Origin of the sequence: Kaistella carnis (genome assembly GCF_003860585.1) — a bacterium.
Classification (GTDB): Bacteria; Bacteroidota; Bacteroidia; order Flavobacteriales; family Weeksellaceae; genus Kaistella; species Kaistella carnis.
Genome location: NZ_CP034159.1, coordinates 2,077,413 through 2,095,901, shown reverse-complemented (window position 1 = coordinate 2,095,901; position 18,489 = coordinate 2,077,413). Strand labels below are relative to the sequence as shown.

General features: G+C 37.4%; 19 protein-coding genes. 6 read left to right on the top strand and 13 right to left on the bottom strand.

The window, feature by feature from the left end; all coding sequences use genetic code 11:
• Positions 1-29 precede the first annotated feature (29 nt).
• Positions 30-980, top strand: coding sequence for an isopenicillin N synthase family dioxygenase (locus tag EIB73_RS09745; RefSeq protein ID WP_125024924.1), 951 nt, complete (start codon positions 30-32; stop codon positions 978-980).
• A 242-nt stretch (positions 981-1,222) separates the two neighbouring features.
• On the opposite strand, the gene EIB73_RS09740 is transcribed toward EIB73_RS09745, so the two are convergent.
• The 4 genes from EIB73_RS09740 to miaE form a co-directional block, all read right to left on the bottom strand.
• On the bottom strand, positions 1,223-2,332 hold the full coding sequence (locus EIB73_RS09740; RefSeq protein ID WP_125024923.1) for a DUF3667 domain-containing protein: 1,110 nt from the start codon (positions 2,330-2,332) through the stop codon (positions 1,223-1,225).
• A 127-nt stretch (positions 2,333-2,459) separates the two neighbouring features.
• Positions 2,460-3,836 (bottom strand): tryptophanase, encoded by a 1,377-nt coding sequence (locus EIB73_RS09735; protein ID WP_125024921.1) that lies wholly within the window; start codon positions 3,834-3,836, stop codon positions 2,460-2,462.
• Between the two features lie 83 nt (positions 3,837-3,919).
• The gene (locus EIB73_RS09730) at positions 3,920-4,540 is read right to left on the bottom strand and encodes a DUF502 domain-containing protein (protein ID WP_125024919.1); all 621 of its coding nucleotides are present in this window, start codon (positions 4,538-4,540) and stop codon (positions 3,920-3,922) included.
• 73 nt (positions 4,541-4,613) lie between these two features.
• The gene (gene miaE, locus EIB73_RS09725) at positions 4,614-5,192 is read right to left on the bottom strand and encodes a tRNA-(ms[2]io[6]A)-hydroxylase (protein WP_125024917.1); all 579 of its coding nucleotides are present in this window, start codon (positions 5,190-5,192) and stop codon (positions 4,614-4,616) included.
• Between the two features lie 157 nt (positions 5,193-5,349).
• On the opposite strand from miaE, the gene EIB73_RS09720 reads away from it, so the two are divergent.
• Positions 5,350-5,592 (top strand): hypothetical protein, encoded by a 243-nt coding sequence (locus tag EIB73_RS09720; protein ID WP_125024915.1) that lies wholly within the window; start codon positions 5,350-5,352, stop codon positions 5,590-5,592.
• Between the two features lie 31 nt (positions 5,593-5,623).
• Here EIB73_RS09720 and EIB73_RS09715 read toward each other — a convergent pair whose 3' ends face one another.
• Positions 5,624-6,715, bottom strand: coding sequence for an acyltransferase family protein (locus EIB73_RS09715; RefSeq protein WP_125024913.1), 1,092 nt, complete (start codon positions 6,713-6,715; stop codon positions 5,624-5,626).
• A gap of 201 nt (positions 6,716-6,916) precedes the next feature.
• Here EIB73_RS09715 and rplU point away from each other — a divergent pair, with 201 nt between their 5' ends.
• On the top strand, positions 6,917-7,345 hold the full coding sequence (rplU, locus tag EIB73_RS09710) for a 50S ribosomal protein L21 (protein WP_125024911.1): 429 nt from the start codon (positions 6,917-6,919) through the stop codon (positions 7,343-7,345).
• Between the two features lie 26 nt (positions 7,346-7,371).
• Positions 7,372-7,629 carry a 50S ribosomal protein L27 gene (rpmA, locus tag EIB73_RS09705; protein ID WP_125024909.1) on the top strand — a complete coding sequence of 86 codons (258 nt, stop codon included), beginning with the start codon at positions 7,372-7,374 and terminating at the stop codon, positions 7,627-7,629.
• A gap of 220 nt (positions 7,630-7,849) precedes the next feature.
• On the opposite strand, the gene thiL is transcribed toward rpmA, so the two are convergent.
• Both thiL and EIB73_RS09695 read right to left on the bottom strand, forming a co-directional pair.
• Positions 7,850-8,908 carry a thiamine-phosphate kinase gene (gene thiL / locus EIB73_RS09700; protein ID WP_125024907.1) on the bottom strand — a complete coding sequence of 353 codons (1,059 nt, stop codon included), beginning with the start codon at positions 8,906-8,908 and terminating at the stop codon, positions 7,850-7,852.
• Between the two features lie 57 nt (positions 8,909-8,965).
• A complete protein-coding gene (locus EIB73_RS09695; protein ID WP_125024905.1) occupies positions 8,966-9,505 on the bottom strand; it encodes an acyl-CoA thioesterase in 540 nt (179 codons plus the stop codon).
• A gap of 233 nt (positions 9,506-9,738) precedes the next feature.
• Between EIB73_RS09695 and EIB73_RS09690 the strand changes: the two genes are divergently transcribed.
• Together EIB73_RS09690 and EIB73_RS09685 are read left to right on the top strand one after the other, a co-directional pair.
• A complete protein-coding gene (locus tag EIB73_RS09690) occupies positions 9,739-10,953 on the top strand; it encodes a BaiN/RdsA family NAD(P)/FAD-dependent oxidoreductase (RefSeq protein ID WP_125024903.1) in 1,215 nt (404 codons plus the stop codon).
• 61 nt (positions 10,954-11,014) lie between these two features.
• The gene (locus EIB73_RS09685) at positions 11,015-11,332 is read left to right on the top strand and encodes a bacteriophage spanin2 family protein (protein ID WP_125024901.1); all 318 of its coding nucleotides are present in this window, start codon (positions 11,015-11,017) and stop codon (positions 11,330-11,332) included.
• 69 nt (positions 11,333-11,401) lie between these two features.
• On the opposite strand, the gene EIB73_RS09680 is transcribed toward EIB73_RS09685, so the two are convergent.
• The 6 genes from EIB73_RS09680 to ftsH all read right to left on the bottom strand — a co-directional run bounded on the left by EIB73_RS09680 (position 11,402) and on the right by ftsH (position 18,467).
• Complete coding sequence (locus tag EIB73_RS09680) at positions 11,402-13,531, bottom strand: cation:proton antiporter (protein WP_125024899.1); 2,130 nt, start codon at positions 13,529-13,531, stop codon at positions 11,402-11,404.
• 3 nt (positions 13,532-13,534) lie between these two features.
• Positions 13,535-14,083 (bottom strand): hypothetical protein, encoded by a 549-nt coding sequence (locus tag EIB73_RS09675; protein ID WP_125024897.1) that lies wholly within the window; start codon positions 14,081-14,083, stop codon positions 13,535-13,537.
• 89 nt (positions 14,084-14,172) lie between these two features.
• The gene (locus tag EIB73_RS09670; protein WP_125024896.1) at positions 14,173-14,826 is read right to left on the bottom strand and encodes a phosphatidylserine decarboxylase family protein; all 654 of its coding nucleotides are present in this window, start codon (positions 14,824-14,826) and stop codon (positions 14,173-14,175) included.
• 2 nt (positions 14,827-14,828) lie between these two features.
• On the bottom strand, positions 14,829-15,701 hold the full coding sequence (locus EIB73_RS09665) for a phosphatidate cytidylyltransferase (protein WP_125024894.1): 873 nt from the start codon (positions 15,699-15,701) through the stop codon (positions 14,829-14,831).
• A 66-nt stretch (positions 15,702-15,767) separates the two neighbouring features.
• Positions 15,768-16,349, bottom strand: a complete 582-nt coding sequence (locus EIB73_RS09660; protein WP_125024892.1) for an LUD domain-containing protein — start codon at positions 16,347-16,349, stop codon at positions 15,768-15,770.
• 120 nt (positions 16,350-16,469) lie between these two features.
• Entirely contained in the window at positions 16,470-18,467 is a 1,998-nt protein-coding gene (gene ftsH / locus EIB73_RS09655; RefSeq protein ID WP_125024890.1) for an ATP-dependent zinc metalloprotease FtsH, read from the bottom strand.
• Positions 18,468-18,489 lie beyond the last annotated feature (22 nt).

Below are 18,489 nucleotides of genomic sequence, written 5' to 3'. Positions count from 1 at the left end.
ATTTGCCTCTGAATTCTTAATCAAACAATATGAAACAAATCCCAAGCGTGGATTTGCGTGATTTCCTTTCGGGTACACCGGAACGCAAACAAAAATTTGTAAATGAAATCGGAAAAGCATACGAAGAAATCGGCTTTGTCGCTCTGAAAGGTCACTTTCTGGATGAGAAACTGGTTGATGATCTTTATGATGAAGTCAAGCAATTCTTTGATCTTCCTGTCGAAACCAAAAATAAATACGAGATCCCCGGCATCGGTGGACAGCGTGGCTACGTAGGTTTCGGTAAAGAAACAGCAAAAGGTTTTAAGAAAGGGGACTTAAAGGAATTTTGGCACTTCGGGCAATATCTTGAAGAAGGTTCGAAATACGCCAATGAATATCCCGCTAACGTAGAAGTTTCGGAGAACCCTAATTTTAATAAGGTCGGTAAAGAAGCCTTTAAAATGCTGGAGAAAACCGGGATTTATGTTCTGAGAGCATTAGCACTTCATCTTGGTTTAGATGAGTTTTACTTCGACAAATATGTGACGGAAGGTAATTCTATTTTAAGACCAATTCATTATCCTCCGATTACGCAGGAGCCTGACAATGCGGTTCGTGCAGCGGCACATGGCGATATTAATTTGATTACCCTTTTAATGGGCGCTCAGGGAAAAGGTCTGCAGGTCATGAATCATGACGGCGAATGGATTGATGCGATTGCACAACCCGACGAACTGATGATCAATGTGGGCGATATGCTGTCGCGACACACCAATAACAAATTGAAATCTACCATTCACCAGGTTGTAAATCCACCACGAGAATTGTGGGGAACTTCCAGATATTCCATCCCATTTTTTATGCATCCCGTGAGCGAAATGCCGCTGAACGCTTTGGAAAACTGTGTGGATGAAGAACATCCTAAATTGTATGAAGACACGACTGCGGGAGAATTCCTGCACGAAAGACTGATTGAGTTAGGTTTGATCAAAAAATAACAGTCAATTCAATATTATTTTAAAGAACGGGCTATTGGTCCGTTCTTTTTTATTCCGATTATTCTCATTTGAAGATTTTTTTAGGAACTTCACCATTTGTTTCTTACTCGAAACCTGGTCCCGCTGTCCGTTGCAATCTTTTTTGCCGCCCTAAACCTTTCCCGAAAAAAGATTTTCTCTTCCATCGGGGTTAGAACTTCACTTTATTTCTTCTTTCATAAGTTGATAGAAATCGGTTATTATTAATGAATCATTAAAAAGCTCACTATTCCCAAACCAATCACCACCATTGTAAAAGCGAAAAAATTAACCAGGAATAATATGCAGCCCACGATAAAACTTGTGAATCCATGAAAATGATACACGCGGCGATGCGCAATGAAAAAATACAGCATGGAGTAAACAATCATGCCGGAAATAATCACATAAAGGAGTCTGTTCAGAAAGTCACTTTCTGTTAAACCAACAAGTTTGAAGAGAAAAGTGACGCACAAAATATTTAACAGTAGAAAAGAAAAATAATGCAAAGTAAAAACGCCATGTTCAAAATACCACCACTTTTTTTTATTATGAAAAATCCACAAAAAGAAGGCAAAAACAGGCAGGTAAAGAAAGAGGGCTTTTGGTAAATTATGAAGAGAGGTTTCGATCAGATTTCGCAGGATATCGCCTTTTTTTGCTCCTTTTTCTTTCAGTTCAAATAACTTATAAGCAAATGCTTTATCCAAAAAATTCCAGGATGACGGGTTTTTGGCCTGAGCAGAGTCATAGGCTTTACGCGTTTTAAAGTTCTTATAAGGAAAATCCTCCTCTAAACCTTTGTCTAAATTCAATTGCTCTTGAAAATTGTTAATAGTAGCCGAATCTCCTACAATTGCTGAGAGTTTTTCAATTTGCACCGAATCTTCATACGTCTTATTCTCTTTTGCTTTCAGGCTGTCTACTATTTTTTGAGTCTGAGAAATTGCAGCCTGAGCAAAAATTGTTTTTTCTTTTTTATTTTTAGAATCAGCTTTTGCCTCAAAATCAAGATGAAAAGGTGGGAAAAGTGCAAACAAAAAGAAAGTAATAAAACTGATAAAAATATACAGTTTTACAGGCGGAACAAAACGTTGCCTTTTTCCTTCTAAATAAGTTTCGGTTAGTTTACCGGGTTTCAAGAGAAGATTTTTAATTGTTCCCCAAAACTGGCCATCATAATGAGTTAAATCTTCTACAAAGTGAGTAAATAAATAGTGAAAGGGTTTCCGTGTTTCGGTGTTTTCCTGTCCACAGTTTGGACAGAATTTTTCTGCTACAAAATGCCCACAATTCAGACAGTTTTTTTCTTCTCTTAATTTTCCGTGGCTCATTTCTTTAGTTTATTCAAAAATAGAAAATAATAAGAATATTCTGAGATTAATTTCATTATAACAAAAAAAGCCGTTTCGGGAGAAACGACTTTCATAATTGATCAATTAAAATCGATAATTTAAACGATTATGCTTTTTCAAGTTGAACTGTAAAGTGTCTTAGAATTTCAGATTCCCAGACGATCTTGTAGCCTTTTTTAATTTCATTTCTGCGATCGTATACATTTTTAATGGCGGCCGCGATATAATCCATGTGATTGTTTGTGTACGTTCTTCGTGGAATTGCCAGGCGCACAAGTTCCAGTTTTGGATAACGGTTTTCTCGGGTTACAGGATCACGGTCTGCCAGTAAGGTACCGATTTCTACGGTTCGGATACCCGCTTCTTTGTAAATTTCATTTGCCAAAGTTTGCGCAGGATATTCTTCCCGTGGAATATTTGGTAAAAAGCTTAAAGAATCAATGAAAACAGCGTGGCCACCAATCGGTTTCTGAACCGGAATTCCGAATTCGATCAATTTATTTCCCAGATATTCCACCTGTGAAATACGGCTTTCTAAGTATTCAAATTCTGTGGCTTCATTCAGACCAACCGCTAATGCTGCCATATCTCTGCCGGCCATTCCGCCATACGTAATGAATCCTTCAAAAATAATGGTGAAGTTGGAAGCTTTTTTGAAAATCTCCGCATCGTTTAGAGCGATAAATCCACCGATGTTCACTAAACCATCTTTCTTTGAGCTCATCGTCATTCCAACGCCATAAGAAAATGCTTCTTTTGCAATTTCTTTTATGGTTCGATTTTCCTGACCTTTTTCTCTCATTTTTATGAAATAAGCATTTTCTGCAAATCTTGCCGAATCGAAATAAATCGGAATTCCATAACGATCCGAGAGTTCTTTTACGGCTCTCATATTTTCCAGAGAAACCGGTTGCCCACCTGAAGAATTACACGTGATCGTGATGAGACAGAAAGGAATTTTTTCTTTCGGATACGTTTTATAAACTTCCTCTAATTTTTTTAAATCGATATTTCCTTTAAAAAGATGTGGATCTTCAATGTCAAAAGCTTCATCCACGGTACAGTCGATGGCGTGGGCTTTTCTAATTTCGATGTGTCCTTTCGTAGTATCAAAATGCGAATTCCCCGGGATCACGTCACCATCTTTTACCAAAACCGAAAACAATACATTTTCCGCGGCTCTCCCTTGGTGTGTAGGAAGTAAATATTGGTATCCCGTTATGCTTTGAACGGTTTCATGTAGTTTTTCAAAACTTTTTGAGCCTGCGTAACTTTCGTCGCCTGTCATCATGGCGCCCCATTGCTGATCACTCATGGCGCCTGTACCGGAATCGGTGAGCAAGTCGATAAAGACTTGGGAGGATTTTAAATTAAATAAATTGTAGTTGGCCTTTTTTAGCCATTCTTCTCTTTCCGCGGGAGTTGACTGACGGATTTCTTCGACCATTTTTATTTTAAATGGTTCTGCGTAAGGTAATTTCATTCTGATGAAAAATTTAAGATTAATAATTAAAAAGGAGGTTTACGAAATGATGAATATTCATCATGCATCTTTAATTATTAATTTCACTCCGGCGCTTTGAAAACGTTGTCATCTGAGTGGAATCCAGCAACGCCACCGCTTACGGCAAACTTCATGGCTTGGGCAGCACTTACGTTTTCCAAAATAGTAATGTTGGTTGCTAAAACAAATACAACCCAGCCGGAAACTGCGTAAGAATGAGGAAGATAAACGGAAACGTGTTCTGGGAAACCAACGGAGGAAAGGTCTTTTTGCGTCAGAAATCCGATGCGCCAAATCGCGGGATTTTCCGTGGTTTTAATGAGAACAGGTTGATTGAATTTCTTTTTGTCGCCTACAAAAGAAGTCATGACATCTTTTAAGGAGGTGTAAATAAATTTAATCCCGGGCGTATGTTCGAGCAAATAATCAAAGCTGTCCACGATGACGCGCCCGATAATGAATTTACTTCCTAAATATCCTATTAAGGTGGTAGAGAAAATAACGATCAGAAACGTGATTCCGGGATAAAACTGTTCCGATAACGATGGAATAATATTATCGATACTTGAAACGATATACCAGATGATCCAGATGGTTAAAGCAAAAGGACCAATAATCAGCAAGCCCTGGAAAAAGGATTTTACCAGAATATTAAAAAATTTTTCGAATTGAAGTTTATTCATCGTGGGGTGATCTACCAGTCATTAAATTTAGAATGGTAAAAATAGAAAAATTATGAACGTTCTGGTCATTTATTTAACCGTGTATGGTTTCTTTTTTTCCGTAAGATTTTATGATTTCGGCTTCGTAATCCAGCCATTCTTCCCAGCGTTGATTTACCTTTTCGGGATCGCCAAGTTTTCGAGCGAAGGAAATAAAAGTGGTATAGTGATTCGCCTCAGAGATCATCAATTCCTTGTAGAATACTTTTAGTTCTTCATCTTTAATGTTTTCTGTCAACACGCGGAATCGCTCACAGCTGCGGGCTTCAATCATTGCGGCAAAAAGCATTCGGTCAATGATATATTCTTTTCGGGATCCCTGAACGATGAATTTAAGAAGCTGTCCCACATAGTCATCTTTTCTTTCTCTTCCGAATTCGTAGCCACGTTTTTTTATCAGTTCATGAACCATTTGAAAATGTTCCAATTCTTCCTGTGCAATTTTTAAAAGTTCCGTTACAATTTCCGGATATTCAGGACACATCGTAATGATCGTAATGGCATTGGTTGTTGCTTTCTGCTCGCACCAGGCGTGATCGGTTAAGATTTCCTCCAGATTCCCTTCAGCAATATTGGCCCAGCGGGGATCGGTTAAAAGTCTAAGTTTAAACATTATAATTTTTTTTGTAAAAATAAGGAATAAAAAAGAATACATTCGTTCTGTAAATACTTCTCAAAACTATAATTTTACTCCTCTTTATTTGAAAAATAGAAATTTTGTTGGCACAAATGTTGAATAATCATCAATTAACATTAAAAAAAATTAAATTATGAAAACCAAAGCATTATCAAACAGATTAGAACAATTCGGAATCTTTATGTTAACATTTTTCTTTAGTATTGTTTCTTTTGCACAAGAAAAAACAGATGCTCCAGATTTAAATGTTGACGTAACGACAACGAAAACTACAACGACAGAAGAATGGTTTACAAATCCATTATACTGGGTGGTTGGTGCATTATTATTAATCATTCTGGTTGCAGTAATTGCAAGAGGTAACAAAAGAGACTAATCTCCTTTTATAAAAATGTAACTGCTTTGGTTTAGACTGAAGCAGTTTTTTTGCGCAAAAATTCTAGAATCTTCCATCCAAGCGCGTCTAATTTTTTCAGGAATTCTGCGATGACGACGGCCAATAAAATATTAACGACAAAAATTACGACGAGTAAAACTGCCCAATGTAAATTTTCCTTTAAAGGAACCACCAAAAAATACACGAGTGAAGAACTCATTCCTTGTGCAAAATAATAGAAGATGGCATTTTTGCCAATATATTTGAGGAAATTATTTTTTTCAATTTTTATGCGATTGTACAAAACAAATAGCGTTAGCAGAGAGAAACTTGACCAGAAAATGTAGAGTAATTTAGGCGGAAATTTGGCCTTGTTCATTTTCATTAAGTATTCTTTTCCGAAATTCCAGAAGAGGAAAACCAGAATCAGCACTAATATTCCATATAATAAAGGAACCCATTTTGTAGGGATCTTTTTTCCTTTTAATTGATGAGCCACCAGAAATAATCCCAGATAAAAGGCGACATAACCTACTTGTCCGGTCGGATAAAATTGGGGTAATAAGTTGAAAATTAAGGTTAATCCGAAGCAAACACCAATAAACCAATTGATATGTTTTGGGAAAAAGCGTAGAATTAAGACGCCAAAAACCGTCAGGATAAAATAAACCTTTAAATACCAAAAACTTCCCATGACAACGGGGAACGTATCCGCGTTGGTATATTGATGAAGATACCAGTTGCCGAGATTTTGCCATTGTGGAACATCAGAAATGTTTTGAGGAACGTATTTCGTGCCGAAAGTACCGTAAAAATTTTTCATCCAGTCTAAACCGAAAATATGTAAACCAACTACTTTAAAAAGATAATCCAGGAAAAAAAGGAAAGTAACGAAAATCATGAAGGTGATCTGCAGTTTCAGCAAACGATAAAGCGTTTTTTCTATATTGCTGCCGGAGGTTAAACCGCTGAGCGCATAAAAAAGCGGCACATCAATCAACAAAGAAAGCACACGCAATTCTGTAGGAACGTAAAATTGCCCGGACCAGAAAACGGTATGGATAAAAATAATAGAAAGTGTAGCAAAGCCTTTCGCAAAATCAATGTAGAGATCTCTTTTCATAAAATATTTGAAAATCAAAAGTACTTAAAAAAGACAATAGAAATAGGGAAGACTTAAATTTTAATCAAATTTTTTACACCAAAATAAGAGGGCTAAGTGATTGACCTGAAAGTTTTTCTGTAAATTTAATGTTCGATTGTGGATAACTCAAAATTATTTCTTATTTTTGCACCTCGAATTAACTAACAAAATATATAAACAATGTTTGCAATTGTAGAAATAGCAGGGCTTCAATACAAAGTTGAGCAAGACCAAAAGTTGTTTGTAAACCGTTTGAAAGGCGATAAAGGAGGAAAAGTTTCTTTCGATAAAGTGCTTTTAACTGTAAACGGTTCTACAACAATCGGCGCCCCAGCTGTAAGCGGTATCACTGTTGATGCTGAAATCTTAGATCACGTGAAAGCGGATAAAGTAATCATCTTCAAAAAGAAAAGAAGAAAAGGTTACGAAAAGAAAAACGGTCACAGACAATCTCTAACTCAAATTCAAATTACTGGAATCACTGGTTTCGATAATAAGAAAAAAGAAGAGAAAAAAGCTGCACCGAAAGCTAAAAAAGAAGCAGATGCTACTGAAGAGAAGCCTGCGAAAAAAACAACCAAAAAATCGGACAGCGAAAGCGCTGAATAATTTTAACCAAAAAACCTTAAAATACAATGGCACATAAGAAAGGAGTTGGTAGTTCCAAAAATGGTAGAGAATCTCATTCTAAAAGATTAGGAGTTAAGATTTTCGGAGGACAAGACGCTATCGCCGGTAACATCATCGTAAGACAAAGAGGGACCACACACCACCCAGGTGAAAACGTAGGGATGGGTAAAGACCACACTTTGCATGCTTTGATCGACGGTAAAGTAGTTTTCAGAAAGAAACAAAACAATAGATCATTTGTATCTGTTGAACCAAACGCATAATTTAAAAAGCGTTTTGATAAATATAAAAAGTCCCAATCTTTAGGTTGGGACTTTTTTGTGGTTTGAGTTATAATTTCTGTTAGTTGTATTACTAAAAAAGCCCGGATGTTTGTAACATACAGGCTTTCGTTTTCTTTAAATATTAAGTGATTTTCTTATCTACTTAATGATCGTGTATTTTGAGTAGTAAGAGTTTTATATTCCTCTCTGAGCACTTCCATTAATTTCCTTTATTCAGAAAAGCATCCCATCCTTGCGCATTTAATGCAACGAGTTCATTACTTCCGCGTGCTACCAAGAAATTACCTTGCTCTAAATCTACGGCGTGACCAATGATCGTGAAATCCGGGTGATTTTTAATTTTCTCGAAATCTGCAGGTGCAATTGTAAATAATAATTCATAATCTTCACCGCCATTCAGAGCACACATCACAGGATTCAAGTTTAATTCTTCTGCTGTAGAGATCGATAAAGAATCCATCGGAATTTTTTCTTCATAGATTCTAAAGCCAACCTTACTTTGATCCGATAAATGAAGCGTCTCTGAAGATAAACCATCAGAAACATCAATCATTGACGTAGGTTTAATATCCAATTCCGCTAACTTCTTTTTAATATCAGTTCTGGCTTCCGGTTTCAGTTGTTTTTCCAGAATGTAATCGTAACCTTCCATTTCAGGCTGCATATTAGGATTTGCCAGAAAGACCGAATGTTCTCTTTCCAAAATTTGCAAGCCCAGATAAGCTCCTCCTAAATCCCCGGTTACCACAAGCAAGTCATTTACTTTAGCGCCATTACGGAGGACCATATTTTCAGAATGTTCAAGACCAACTGCCGTAATAGTAATCACAAGACCGGAGGTAGAACTCGTGGTATCACCACCTACCAGATCAACTTTATAATGTTTACACGCCAATTGAATTCCCGCGTATATTTCTTCTAAAGCTTCCACAGGAAAACGGCTAGAAACCGCCAAAGCAACAATAATCTGCGTCGGTTTTGCATTCATGGCCGCGATATCACTCAGATTCACCACCACTGCTTTATATCCTAAATGTTTTAAAGGAACATATCCCAAATTGAAGTGTACGCCTTCAGCTAAAACATCAGTGGTAATCACAACTTTTTGACCTTCCGGATTTATAACGGCGCAATCATCACCAATTGAAACTTCAGTAGAAGAATTTTCAAAACTAAAGGTTTCGGTTAAGTGCTTTATTAAACCAAATTCACCATAATGGGAGATGGGAGTTAGTTCAGGATTTTTATCTTCCAGCATAATTTATTTTTAAAATGAAGTGAATATTTAGTTATTGTAGATCAGTGTTTTTTTACGCTAATCCGCTGCGTTTTCATTTTTGTCCTTTTTCCATGTGAAGGTATTTCTTTTGTGAAATGCTTCCACATTTTCGGGCTTAAAAGGCAAGTCCTTCAAATCAGCCCGCGTTAAAATTTTTACTTTTTCACTCTTATATTCATTCAGGACTTCCAAAACATCGTTGGGTGGTGTCGTTGATTTTCTTAGCATCGTGTCGATCCAAACTCCTGTAGCTTCGGCTGTTGCGCAATGCGTTCCATCAGGCAAATAAAATTTGTGCACAAATTGATAAATGCTGGCATCTTCCGACATGCCTGCAATTTCCAAGGAAACAAAAACCGTTTGATCCGCATAGATTTCTTTGAAGAAAGAATATCTTTCATGTAAAATTACGGGGCCAATTCCCCAGTAGCTTAATTCTTTAAGCCCCATTTTGTGCTGGTTCATAAACGCCATTCTCGTTTGTGCACAGTACATCACATAGGATGAGTTTGCCAAGTGGCGGTTTGCATCGATATCGCTCCAGCGAACTTCGAATTTATAATGATAATCTGACATTTTTGATATTTATTTTGTTTGGGCGCCTTCATCCGCCTTCCGTTCCCGCTTCCGCCGAGGCGGAGAGCTCCACTCAAGTCGGGGCGCAGATTTCGCTTCTTTAGAAGACCTTTTATTTAATTTGCAAAATTAAGCATTAATCATGGCTTAGAAAAATAGTATTTTTGCAACTCATTAATACAGACCGACAAAACGTTTCGAACTATTGAGCCGTTGGTCTTATGGATTTCACTATGTCAAAAAAGAAAATCATCATTATCGGTGGAGGAGCAGCAGGATTCTTTTGCGCAGCCAACCTGGACGAATCTAAATTTTACGTCACCATTTTAGAACAAAATTCCGATGTGCTGCAAAAAGTAAAGATTTCCGGTGGTGGACGCTGCAATGTTTCCCATGCCTGCTTTGATCCCAAAGAATTGGTACAGTATTATCCGCGCGGAAATAAAGAATTGGTTAGTGTTTTTCATAAATTCCAGCCGGGCGATACTATGGAGTGGTTTGAGCAAAGAAATGTTCCCTTGAAAATCGAAGCAGACCAAAGAATGTTCCCTGAAAGTAATTCTTCGCAAACCATTATAGACACCCTAACAAAAGAAGTTCAGGAGAAAAATTTTGATATCGTAACAAAATCTGTCGTTTTAAAAATTGAACCTCAGGAAAACCAATACCTGATTACTACGAATACAACAACTTATGTCGCAGATGAGGTCGTTTATACTACAGGAAGTTCCCCGAAATCCCTGAATCTTATTCAGGAGATGGGACATACCATTGTGAAACCAGTGCCGTCACTTTTTACTTTCAATATTAAAAATGATACTTTAAAAGATTTAATGGGAACCAGTTTTCCCAATGCCGAAGTTTCTATTCCTAAACTGAAAATGGAAGAATCGGGTCCCATGTTGATTACGCACTGGGGACTTTCCGGACCTGCCATTTTAAAAATTTCTGCCTGGAAAGCCCGAGCGTTGGCGGAGCTTCAGTATAAATTTGAAATAGTTGTAAATTTTTTAGGAATTGACATGGAAGATGCGGCGGAACTGTTCAAAAGCTATCGTTCAGAAAATCCGAAGAAAACAATTGGGAGTTCTAAAATTTTTGATGTTACGACAAGATTCTGGCATCGTATTCTGTGGTTGTCAAAAATCGATCTGGAAAAAAATATTTCCAATATATCGGGACAGGAATTGGAGAAAATATTGATCCATCTCTGCGAAAATAAAATGCAGGTTTCCGGTAAATCAACTTACAAAGATGAGTTTGTGACTGCCGGTGGAGTAGAATTAAAAGAAATTGATTTTAAAACCATGAAATCTAAAATTTTACCAAACTTTTATCTGGCTGGCGAAGTCTTAAATATTGATGCGGTCACCGGTGGTTTCAACTTTCAGGCCTGCTGGAGTGAAGCATGGCTGATCGCGCAGGATTTAAATTTGCAGCAATCTTAAATAGTGCTAAAATAACGGTGTAACCATAAATTTTATTAAATTTGGGCAAATTTAAAATGTAATGAAAAGATTATTCCCCATATTTTTAATCCTCTTATTCCTCACTTCCTGCCAAACGAGAGTGGTGAGCGCCCAAAAACCGATCCAGCCGAACTCTTTGGAATTGTACCAAAAGTACACGATTCAAACCAATGATGCACAATTGATCAAAATGGAAGTTTTGAGACAGGACAATGAAAAAGTGTACGGTAAATTGAAAACTGGCGAAGAAGTGATCGTAGAGAAAAGTAATATTCGAGAAGCAAAAAAAGTGGATGTTTTATCATCTGTTGCTATCGGGTTGGCTGCTTTAGCTGCCGTTATTTTTGTTCCGATCTAACAGTAGAAATTAACAAAATAGAAAAAAGGAGTGTTATTTAAACGCTCCTGTTTTTATTTCTACAAACTTTTATTTAAACAGTTTACCAATAATTTTCCCGATTTCTACGAAATCATTTGCATTGGCAATATTCCGTACATCTTTTCTGTAATCGTCCTCATTTTGATAACTCGGGAAAACGAGCAGAAAATTACGCTCCCTTAAATATTGGTTCAGGTAGTTCGGAACCTGACGCATCTGTGGGAGATAAGAGACCATGGATTCATGTGCCATAAATAAAATCAAGGCATCATTATCTTTCATTTTATCGAAAACCTTTGTAAGATTATCCCAATCATTAAAAATGATAAACGCAGCATCAATGTTTACTTTCTTTTTAATTTTCTCTATGGTGGCAATGGTAGTCTCATTCCCGTAAAATTCAATTTTTGACCCGGAATTGCGGGCGATATTCCAAACCTTTAACAGTGTTTGGAAAAAGCGAGGCTCCTGAGAAGCATTTTCCGGAAGAATTACAAAATACCGCTGTACGGTAGAAACGGGTTGTACGGCATGGTAGACAAAGATGTTTGCCATATTATTTTTTAGGTATCCCGTTCGTAAATTATAGATAAAGCTGGGCGAGAAACCTTTTTCGTGATCAATTCCGACCATTAAATCGGTAATGCTGTATTCTTTAATCACGTTCGCAATTCCGGTAATAATATCGGCATCGTAGCGGATCAGCGGTGTGACTTTCATATCAGCGGCGGCGCCCATATTGACCATCGCATCTAAAAGTTTATCAGCATGCTTTTTAGAAGATTCATTTTTTTCTTCATTAATGATGTTGAGGGCAAATAGATTCTCACTTGTTTTCTTAGATTTTAAAAGAAGCGCGAGGCTCGTCATCGGTTCAATAGTATTGAGATGATTTACGGCAAGTAGTATATTTTCCTCCTCCGGATTTGATTCAGAGATCGTACTTTCGTTATCTGCTTTTTGAAGTTTTTCTCCATTCTTCTGAGTAACAAATGAGGAAATTGTACAGGAAATAAGGATGAGTAAAATACTGCCGTTAAGCACGCTTTCATCTAATAAACGAAGGGGTTCTCCTGTTGCCGTTTCTCCGATAATAATGTTGTAACCTACCGTTACCGTTGCAAGAGTTGCGGCCGCAGAGGCTGAACTTAAACCAAAAATAATTCCTCCTTCCGCTTTGGTGTAAGAAAATGATTTCTGGGTTGCAAGCGATGCCAGATATTTTCCTCCAATTGAAATGACGATCATTAAAAAGGCGACTTTAATGGTTTCGAAATCTTTGAAAAAAACATTGAAGTCGATGAGCATCCCAACACTAATGAGGAAAAATGGAATAAAGATGGCGTTCCCTACGAACTCCACACGATTCATTAGGGAGGAAGTATGTGGAATGAGTTTATTAAGAGCCAATCCTGCGAGGAAAGCTCCGATAATTGCTTCAATGCCCGCTACTTCTGCAAGCAGTGCCGCTAAATAAATCATCACAAGCACAAAAATATACTGGGAAATTTTATCGTTTACCTTCTTAAAAAACCAACGCGCAATAATGGGAAAGCCAAAAAGGACAATGGCAGCGAACAAAATGATTCCCACGGAAAGTTTGGTCCAGAAAGCCGCATTTACTTCACCTGTTGTCATTCCCACTACAATTGCCAAAACCAAAAGCGTGGCAATGTCTGTAATTACCGTTCCACCTACCGTCACATTGACTGCGCGATTTTTAACAACACCCAGTTTGCTGACGAGCGGATAGGAAATTAAAGTATGAGATGAAAAAATACTTGCAAACAAAAAAGAGGTTAACCAGTTAAAATCCAGAATAAAGTGAGCTGCAGCAATTCCAATTGTAAAAGGAATAAAAAAAGTGTAGGCTCCAAAACCCATGCTTTTCCACTTATTCTTTTTAAATTCTGCGAGATCAATTTCAAGTCCCGCGAGAAACATAATATATAATAGGCCGGTAGTTCCCGTGACGACGATGCTGCTGTCCCGGGAGAGTATATTGAACCCGTTTGGTCCCACCACCGCGCCGGCAATGATCAATCCCAGAAGATGAGGGACTTTTATTTTGTTCAGTAAAAGTGGCGCAGAAAGTATAATGATCAGCACAACTAAAAACTTCAGAATAGGATCTTCCAAGGGAAGCGCCAAGTGCGACACACTTAATAAGGTGATCATAGTTTATTTTTTAATTTTCTCTAAATCGACAGAGAATTTAGAGGTACAGTTTTCACGGACTATTTCCCGGTTGCCTTTCATTCGGTCACTATTTTCTGTTGGAAGTTGTAGAATAATTTCCGTCTTGTTATTATTCAAAGGTTCGATGTCTGAATTTATTCTTAGCTCAGATCCGATAACCTGCAAACTGTACCATCTTTCGCCGCCACTTTTATTGGTGATTTTTACACTGTCTGTTTTAAATTCCCAGATATCGTTTCTTAGATCACCAATGACATAGTCTGAACAGTTGGATTCTGTACAGATCATTTTACCATTCCATCTGCCTAATATTTTTTCTGGTACTTTTGCGACTAACGTTGTATCGGAAAGACTTTGCAAACTGTCACGCATCATTTTTAGTTCTTCATAATCTTTCTGCTTTGCTGCAAATTCCTGCTCTTTGTTGATGAGGGTCAATTCCCGTTTTTTCAAATCCTCATCTTTGTTAGGATCGGTGCAGGAAGTGAATATCAAAAGGAAATTAAAGAAAAATAGGAGGGAGAATTTCATTTAATAAAAATTTGGATTGACTTTAAAAATATAAAAAAAATCCGGGATTAAAAAATCTCGGATTTTGGTCTTATCTTGAAAAGTATTTTCTACTCTTTCATTCTTGCAATAACGTCGATTCCTCCTTTTGTCTTGTCACCGATTTTACAAACGATTTCGGTATCGATTGGAAGGAAAACATCCATTCGGGAACCGAATTTTATAAAGCCGAATTCGTGACCTGCTTTTGCTTCGTCTCCTTCTTTACAGTTAAAAACAATTCTTCTCGCCACATATCCTGCAATTTGTCTAAACACCACTTTATGATTGGTTAAACTTTCTACCGCAAGAGTGGTTCTTTCGTTATCGGTTGACGATTTTTCATGCCACGCTACTAAATATTTCCCCGGATGGTATTTTTTATACACTACTTTACCAGAAACCGGAAATCTACAGATATGCACATTTAAAGGCGACATAAATATAGAAACCTGAATGGCTTTATCATTCATAAATTCATCTTCCTGCACCTCTTTAATCATGACTACTTTACCATCTACGGGAGCAATCACATTTTCTTTATGATCCAAAATTTCACGATTCGGAACTCTAAAAAACCAGAAAACCAGTCCATAGATCATTATTAAAGGAATCAGTATCGCCAAACTCCACATTTTTAGATAATGTGTGGATACAAAGGCCACAATAGCAAACACAACACTTGCTACGATGATGGTTCCTTTGGATTCTTTATGTAATTTCATGGTTAAATTAATTTTTCTAAAATAAAGTACAAATATACAACAGGTACACAGATAATAAAACTGTCTAACCGATCTAAAATTCCGCCATGTCCCGGGATAATATTTCCGGAGTCCTTCACCCCAAATGTTCTTTTAAGCTGGCTTTCAACCAAATCACCCAAAGGGCCAAAGACGGAGACTAAAAGACCAACCATCATATAGTTCCCGCGTAAGTCGGGATAATACATTTCTATAAAATAACCCAGGATAATGGTAAAGAATACCCCTCCCGCGAATCCTTCCCAGGTTTTCTTAGGCGAAATCTTGGGCGCCATTTTGTGTTTTCCCAGAAATTTTCCGGTAAAATAGGCAAATGAGTCGCTGCTCCAAATTAAAACAAATAGGAAAAATATTTCTAAAGTGAAATTTCCATCAGACGAAAAAGAGGGAAGTCCCAAAGCAAAACTGAAGGGAAGTGCAGTATAAATTACCGTAAAAATTAACTTTCCATTATCAAAATATAATTCTTTAGTAAACCGAAACAAGGTGATAACAGCAATGGCAATTAAGGAAAGTCCCAGAATTTCGGACAGATTAAAATTGAAGTAAAAACCATGCTGAAAAAACCGTTTTGAAAACCGGTAGAATACGACGACGATAACTGGAAACACGACCCATTTCTCCCAGCTCTTGGGATCGAATTTCATCATTTTAACACATTCCCAAGCTCCTACAAAAAGGAAAAAGGTCATTAGACCATAAAATAAGTTTTCCTGCTTAACAAGGTTTGGAGATATCGTGTTAATCCATTCTGCGCCCAAAGGCGTAGTGCACATAATGACAAAAAATCCATATAAAGCACCACCAATAAGACGTAGAACTAAATTTTTATCCAAAATCGTATAATTAAATGTTTATGAAGAATTGTTCTGAAAGATGAATGTGTTTCACATCACAGGATTCTAATCTTCCAGCAAAAGTAAGAAAAGTTTGGTATTATCTTTATTAGGCGTATCTAATTTAGAATTGCTGCCGCTGATGGAAGTAAGGTTGCGAATGTTTCCGTTGCGTTTTATTTTCCCCATCGCATCATTCAGGTTGGTTACAATCTGGGAAACATTTGCCATGATGATGATCTTGTCTGGCAAGCGCGAGGAATGATAATGTAGAATGTTATTATGAGACAGCATAATTCTGCCATCAAAAGCGATTAAGTATTCACATGTGATAAATGCACAGTCATTAAACAATTCGAGTTCGGTAGTGTAAGGAATATCTACCACATTTAAAAAGTTCTTAAGATCATGATCCCAACAGAAGACCGATTTTATATCTTCAATTTTAAGGATTTGATTTAAGGTTTGCAAGGCTTCTGCCTCATCAGCACAATAATTAAAAAATCCACCCGAATGGGTAAATAATTGCGCAAACTTATAGTCGAGATCTGCATTTTTCAGCTGATCACCAAGTTTAACCAAATCCTGTTCGTCATCTTCTTCAGGTTGGTTTAGTATTTTGCCGACAAATTTTTTAAATAGACTCAATTTCTATCGTTTATGCGATTGTATTACAAAAATAGAAAATATTTGTGGAAACAATCAATTAAATATAAAAATCCTGATTATTTATTGATAAGCATAAATAATCAGGATTTGCAGTTTCTCTTAAAGTTGCGTACCAGAATCTGGTGCAACAATCACGGCCTCCTCTTCAGGAGTTTCTCCTTTATGTGTATTGGATACAGGATGCTCCGTAAGCTCAGGGTCCCAGGCTCTTTGACCAAAAACTTCTTCCAGATCTTCACGGAAAATTACTTCTTTTTCTAAAAGTTTAGTTGCAAGGGCATCCAATTTATCTTTGTTTTCCTTTAAAATTTTTAAAGCACGGGCATACTGAGTTTCAATGATTTTAGAAATCTCTTCATCAATCATTTTGGCAGTCTGATCAGAATATGGTTTTCCAAAACTGTATTCTGACTGTCCAGAACTGTCGTAATAAGAGATATTCCCCAGTTTTTCGTTCAGTCCATAAATGGTAACCATTGCATGTGCCTGTTTGGTCACGCGCTCAAGATCTGAAAGAGCTCCTGTTGAAATATTCCCGAATATGGTCTGCTCTGCAGCTCTCCCTCCTAAGGTTGCACAAAGCTCATCATACATTTGTTCTGTCGTTGTAAGCTGTCTTTCTTCCGGAAGATACCAAGCGGCACCCAAGGAGCGTCCTCTGGGAACAATAGTTACTTTGAGTAAAGGCGCTGCATGTTCAACCAGCCAGGAGATGGTCGCATGTCCTGCTTCGTGATATGCAACTCTTCTTTTCTCCGACGGTTTAATGGCTTTATTTTTCTTTTCAAGTCCACCGATGATTCGATCAACAGCATCCAGGAAATCTTGTTTCGTAACAGATTCGTGTGAATTTCTCGCCGCAATTAAAGCAGCTTCGTTACAAAGGTTTGCGATATCTGCACCACTGAATCCCGGCGTTTGTTTTGCCAAAAATTCGCGGTCGATATTTGGTTCCATTTTAATTTTCTGTAAATGCACATCGAAGATCTCTCTTCTCTCGTGTAATTCAGGAAGATCTACATAGATTGAACGGTCAAATCGTCCGGCTCTCATTAATGCTTTATCTAAAATGTCGGCTCTGTTCGTTGCTGCCATAATGATAACATTGGTGTCTGTTCCAAAACCATCCATTTCTGTAAGCAACTGATTCAAAGTGTTTTCTCTTTCGTCATTTCCGCCTGTCATATTTCCTTTTCCTCTTGCTCTACCAATAGCATCAATTTCATCAATGAAAATAATAGCAGGTGATTTTGCTTTTGCCTGTGCAAATAAATCACGAACTCTGGAAGCTCCGACTCCAACAAACATCTCCACAAAATCAGATCCTGAAAGAGAGAAGAAGGGAACTTTTGCCTCGCCCGCAACGGCTTTTGCCAAAAGTGTTTTACCAGTTCCCGGAGGACCAACTAACAATACTCCTTTTGGAATTTTACCTCCTAATTTGGTATATTTTTCGGAGTTCTTTAAAAAGTCTACGACTTCTTGAACTTCTTCTTTAGCTCCTTCAAGTCCAGCCACATCTTTAAATGAAACCTGAACTTTATCTTTTTCATCAAAGAGTTTCGCTTTGGATTTTCCGATGGAGAAAATCTGTCCGCCAGCTCCGCCGCCACCGCCGCCTATCATTTTGCGGAAAATCACAAAATAGAAAAGCGCCATAATAGCGATCCAGAAAACTGCTGTAAATAAAAGTTCCGTCATCGGGTTTTTGCCAATTCCGTAATCTTTCTTCGTTACAATTGCCGGGTTGTCTTTCTTAATGGTGTCAAATTTCTCCAAAAAGAGTTGCAAATCCCCAAAACTCAACGTGTAATCTGGTTTTGGAGCAAAGTCAAATGCAGAGAAAGGGCTTCTTTCTTTGTTTGCATTTTTGGTTGCTACTTCTGTTTTAGCAGCTTGGGTAAGAAACACATCTGCTTTTTCGGTGTCTTTGTAAATGAGTACATTATCGACCTTTCCCTGTTCCATTAGTTTGTAAAAACCTTCTTCATCTATGGTATTAGAATTAGAATCACCATTCATGCTTGAAAAGAAAAAGAGCAAAATGGCAGCTATAGCTATAGGAAAGAACCAATTAAATCCTTTATTGTTGTTCATAACTTGTTATAAAAATTTTGAT

Excerpts from the sequence above, each read along its gene's own strand:
- EIB73_RS09685 (WP_125024901.1), top strand. The coding sequence starts at position 11,015 with ATGAAAAGATTATTCCCCATATTTTTAATCCTCTTATTCCTCACTTCC.
- EIB73_RS09675 (WP_125024897.1), bottom strand. The coding sequence starts at position 14,083 with ATGAAATTCTCCCTCCTATTTTTCTTTAATTTCCTTTTGATATTCACT.
- EIB73_RS09715 (WP_125024913.1), bottom strand. The coding sequence starts at position 6,715 with ATGAAAAGAGATCTCTACATTGATTTTGCGAAAGGCTTTGCTACACTT.
- EIB73_RS09745 (WP_125024924.1), top strand. The coding sequence starts at position 30 with ATGAAACAAATCCCAAGCGTGGATTTGCGTGATTTCCTTTCGGGTACA.
- EIB73_RS09680 (WP_125024899.1), bottom strand. The coding sequence starts at position 13,531 with ATGATCACCTTATTAAGTGTGTCGCACTTGGCGCTTCCCTTGGAAGAT.
- EIB73_RS09720 (WP_125024915.1), top strand. The coding sequence starts at position 5,350 with ATGAAAACCAAAGCATTATCAAACAGATTAGAACAATTCGGAATCTTT.
- rpmA (WP_125024909.1), top strand. The coding sequence starts at position 7,372 with ATGGCACATAAGAAAGGAGTTGGTAGTTCCAAAAATGGTAGAGAATCT.
- EIB73_RS09670 (WP_125024896.1), bottom strand. The coding sequence starts at position 14,826 with ATGAAATTACATAAAGAATCCAAAGGAACCATCATCGTAGCAAGTGTT.
- EIB73_RS09730 (WP_125024919.1), bottom strand. The coding sequence starts at position 4,540 with ATGAATAAACTTCAATTCGAAAAATTTTTTAATATTCTGGTAAAATCC.
- EIB73_RS09690 (WP_125024903.1), top strand. The coding sequence starts at position 9,739 with ATGTCAAAAAAGAAAATCATCATTATCGGTGGAGGAGCAGCAGGATTC.
- rplU (WP_125024911.1), top strand. The coding sequence starts at position 6,917 with ATGTTTGCAATTGTAGAAATAGCAGGGCTTCAATACAAAGTTGAGCAA.
- EIB73_RS09695 (WP_125024905.1), bottom strand. The coding sequence starts at position 9,505 with ATGTCAGATTATCATTATAAATTCGAAGTTCGCTGGAGCGATATCGAT.
- EIB73_RS09735 (WP_125024921.1), bottom strand. The coding sequence starts at position 3,836 with ATGAAATTACCTTACGCAGAACCATTTAAAATAAAAATGGTCGAAGAA.
- ftsH (WP_125024890.1), bottom strand. The coding sequence starts at position 18,467 with ATGAACAACAATAAAGGATTTAATTGGTTCTTTCCTATAGCTATAGCT.
- EIB73_RS09740 (WP_125024923.1), bottom strand. The coding sequence starts at position 2,332 with ATGAGCCACGGAAAATTAAGAGAAGAAAAAAACTGTCTGAATTGTGGG.
- thiL (WP_125024907.1), bottom strand. The coding sequence starts at position 8,908 with ATGCTGGAAGATAAAAATCCTGAACTAACTCCCATCTCCCATTATGGT.
- miaE (WP_125024917.1), bottom strand. The coding sequence starts at position 5,192 with ATGTTTAAACTTAGACTTTTAACCGATCCCCGCTGGGCCAATATTGCT.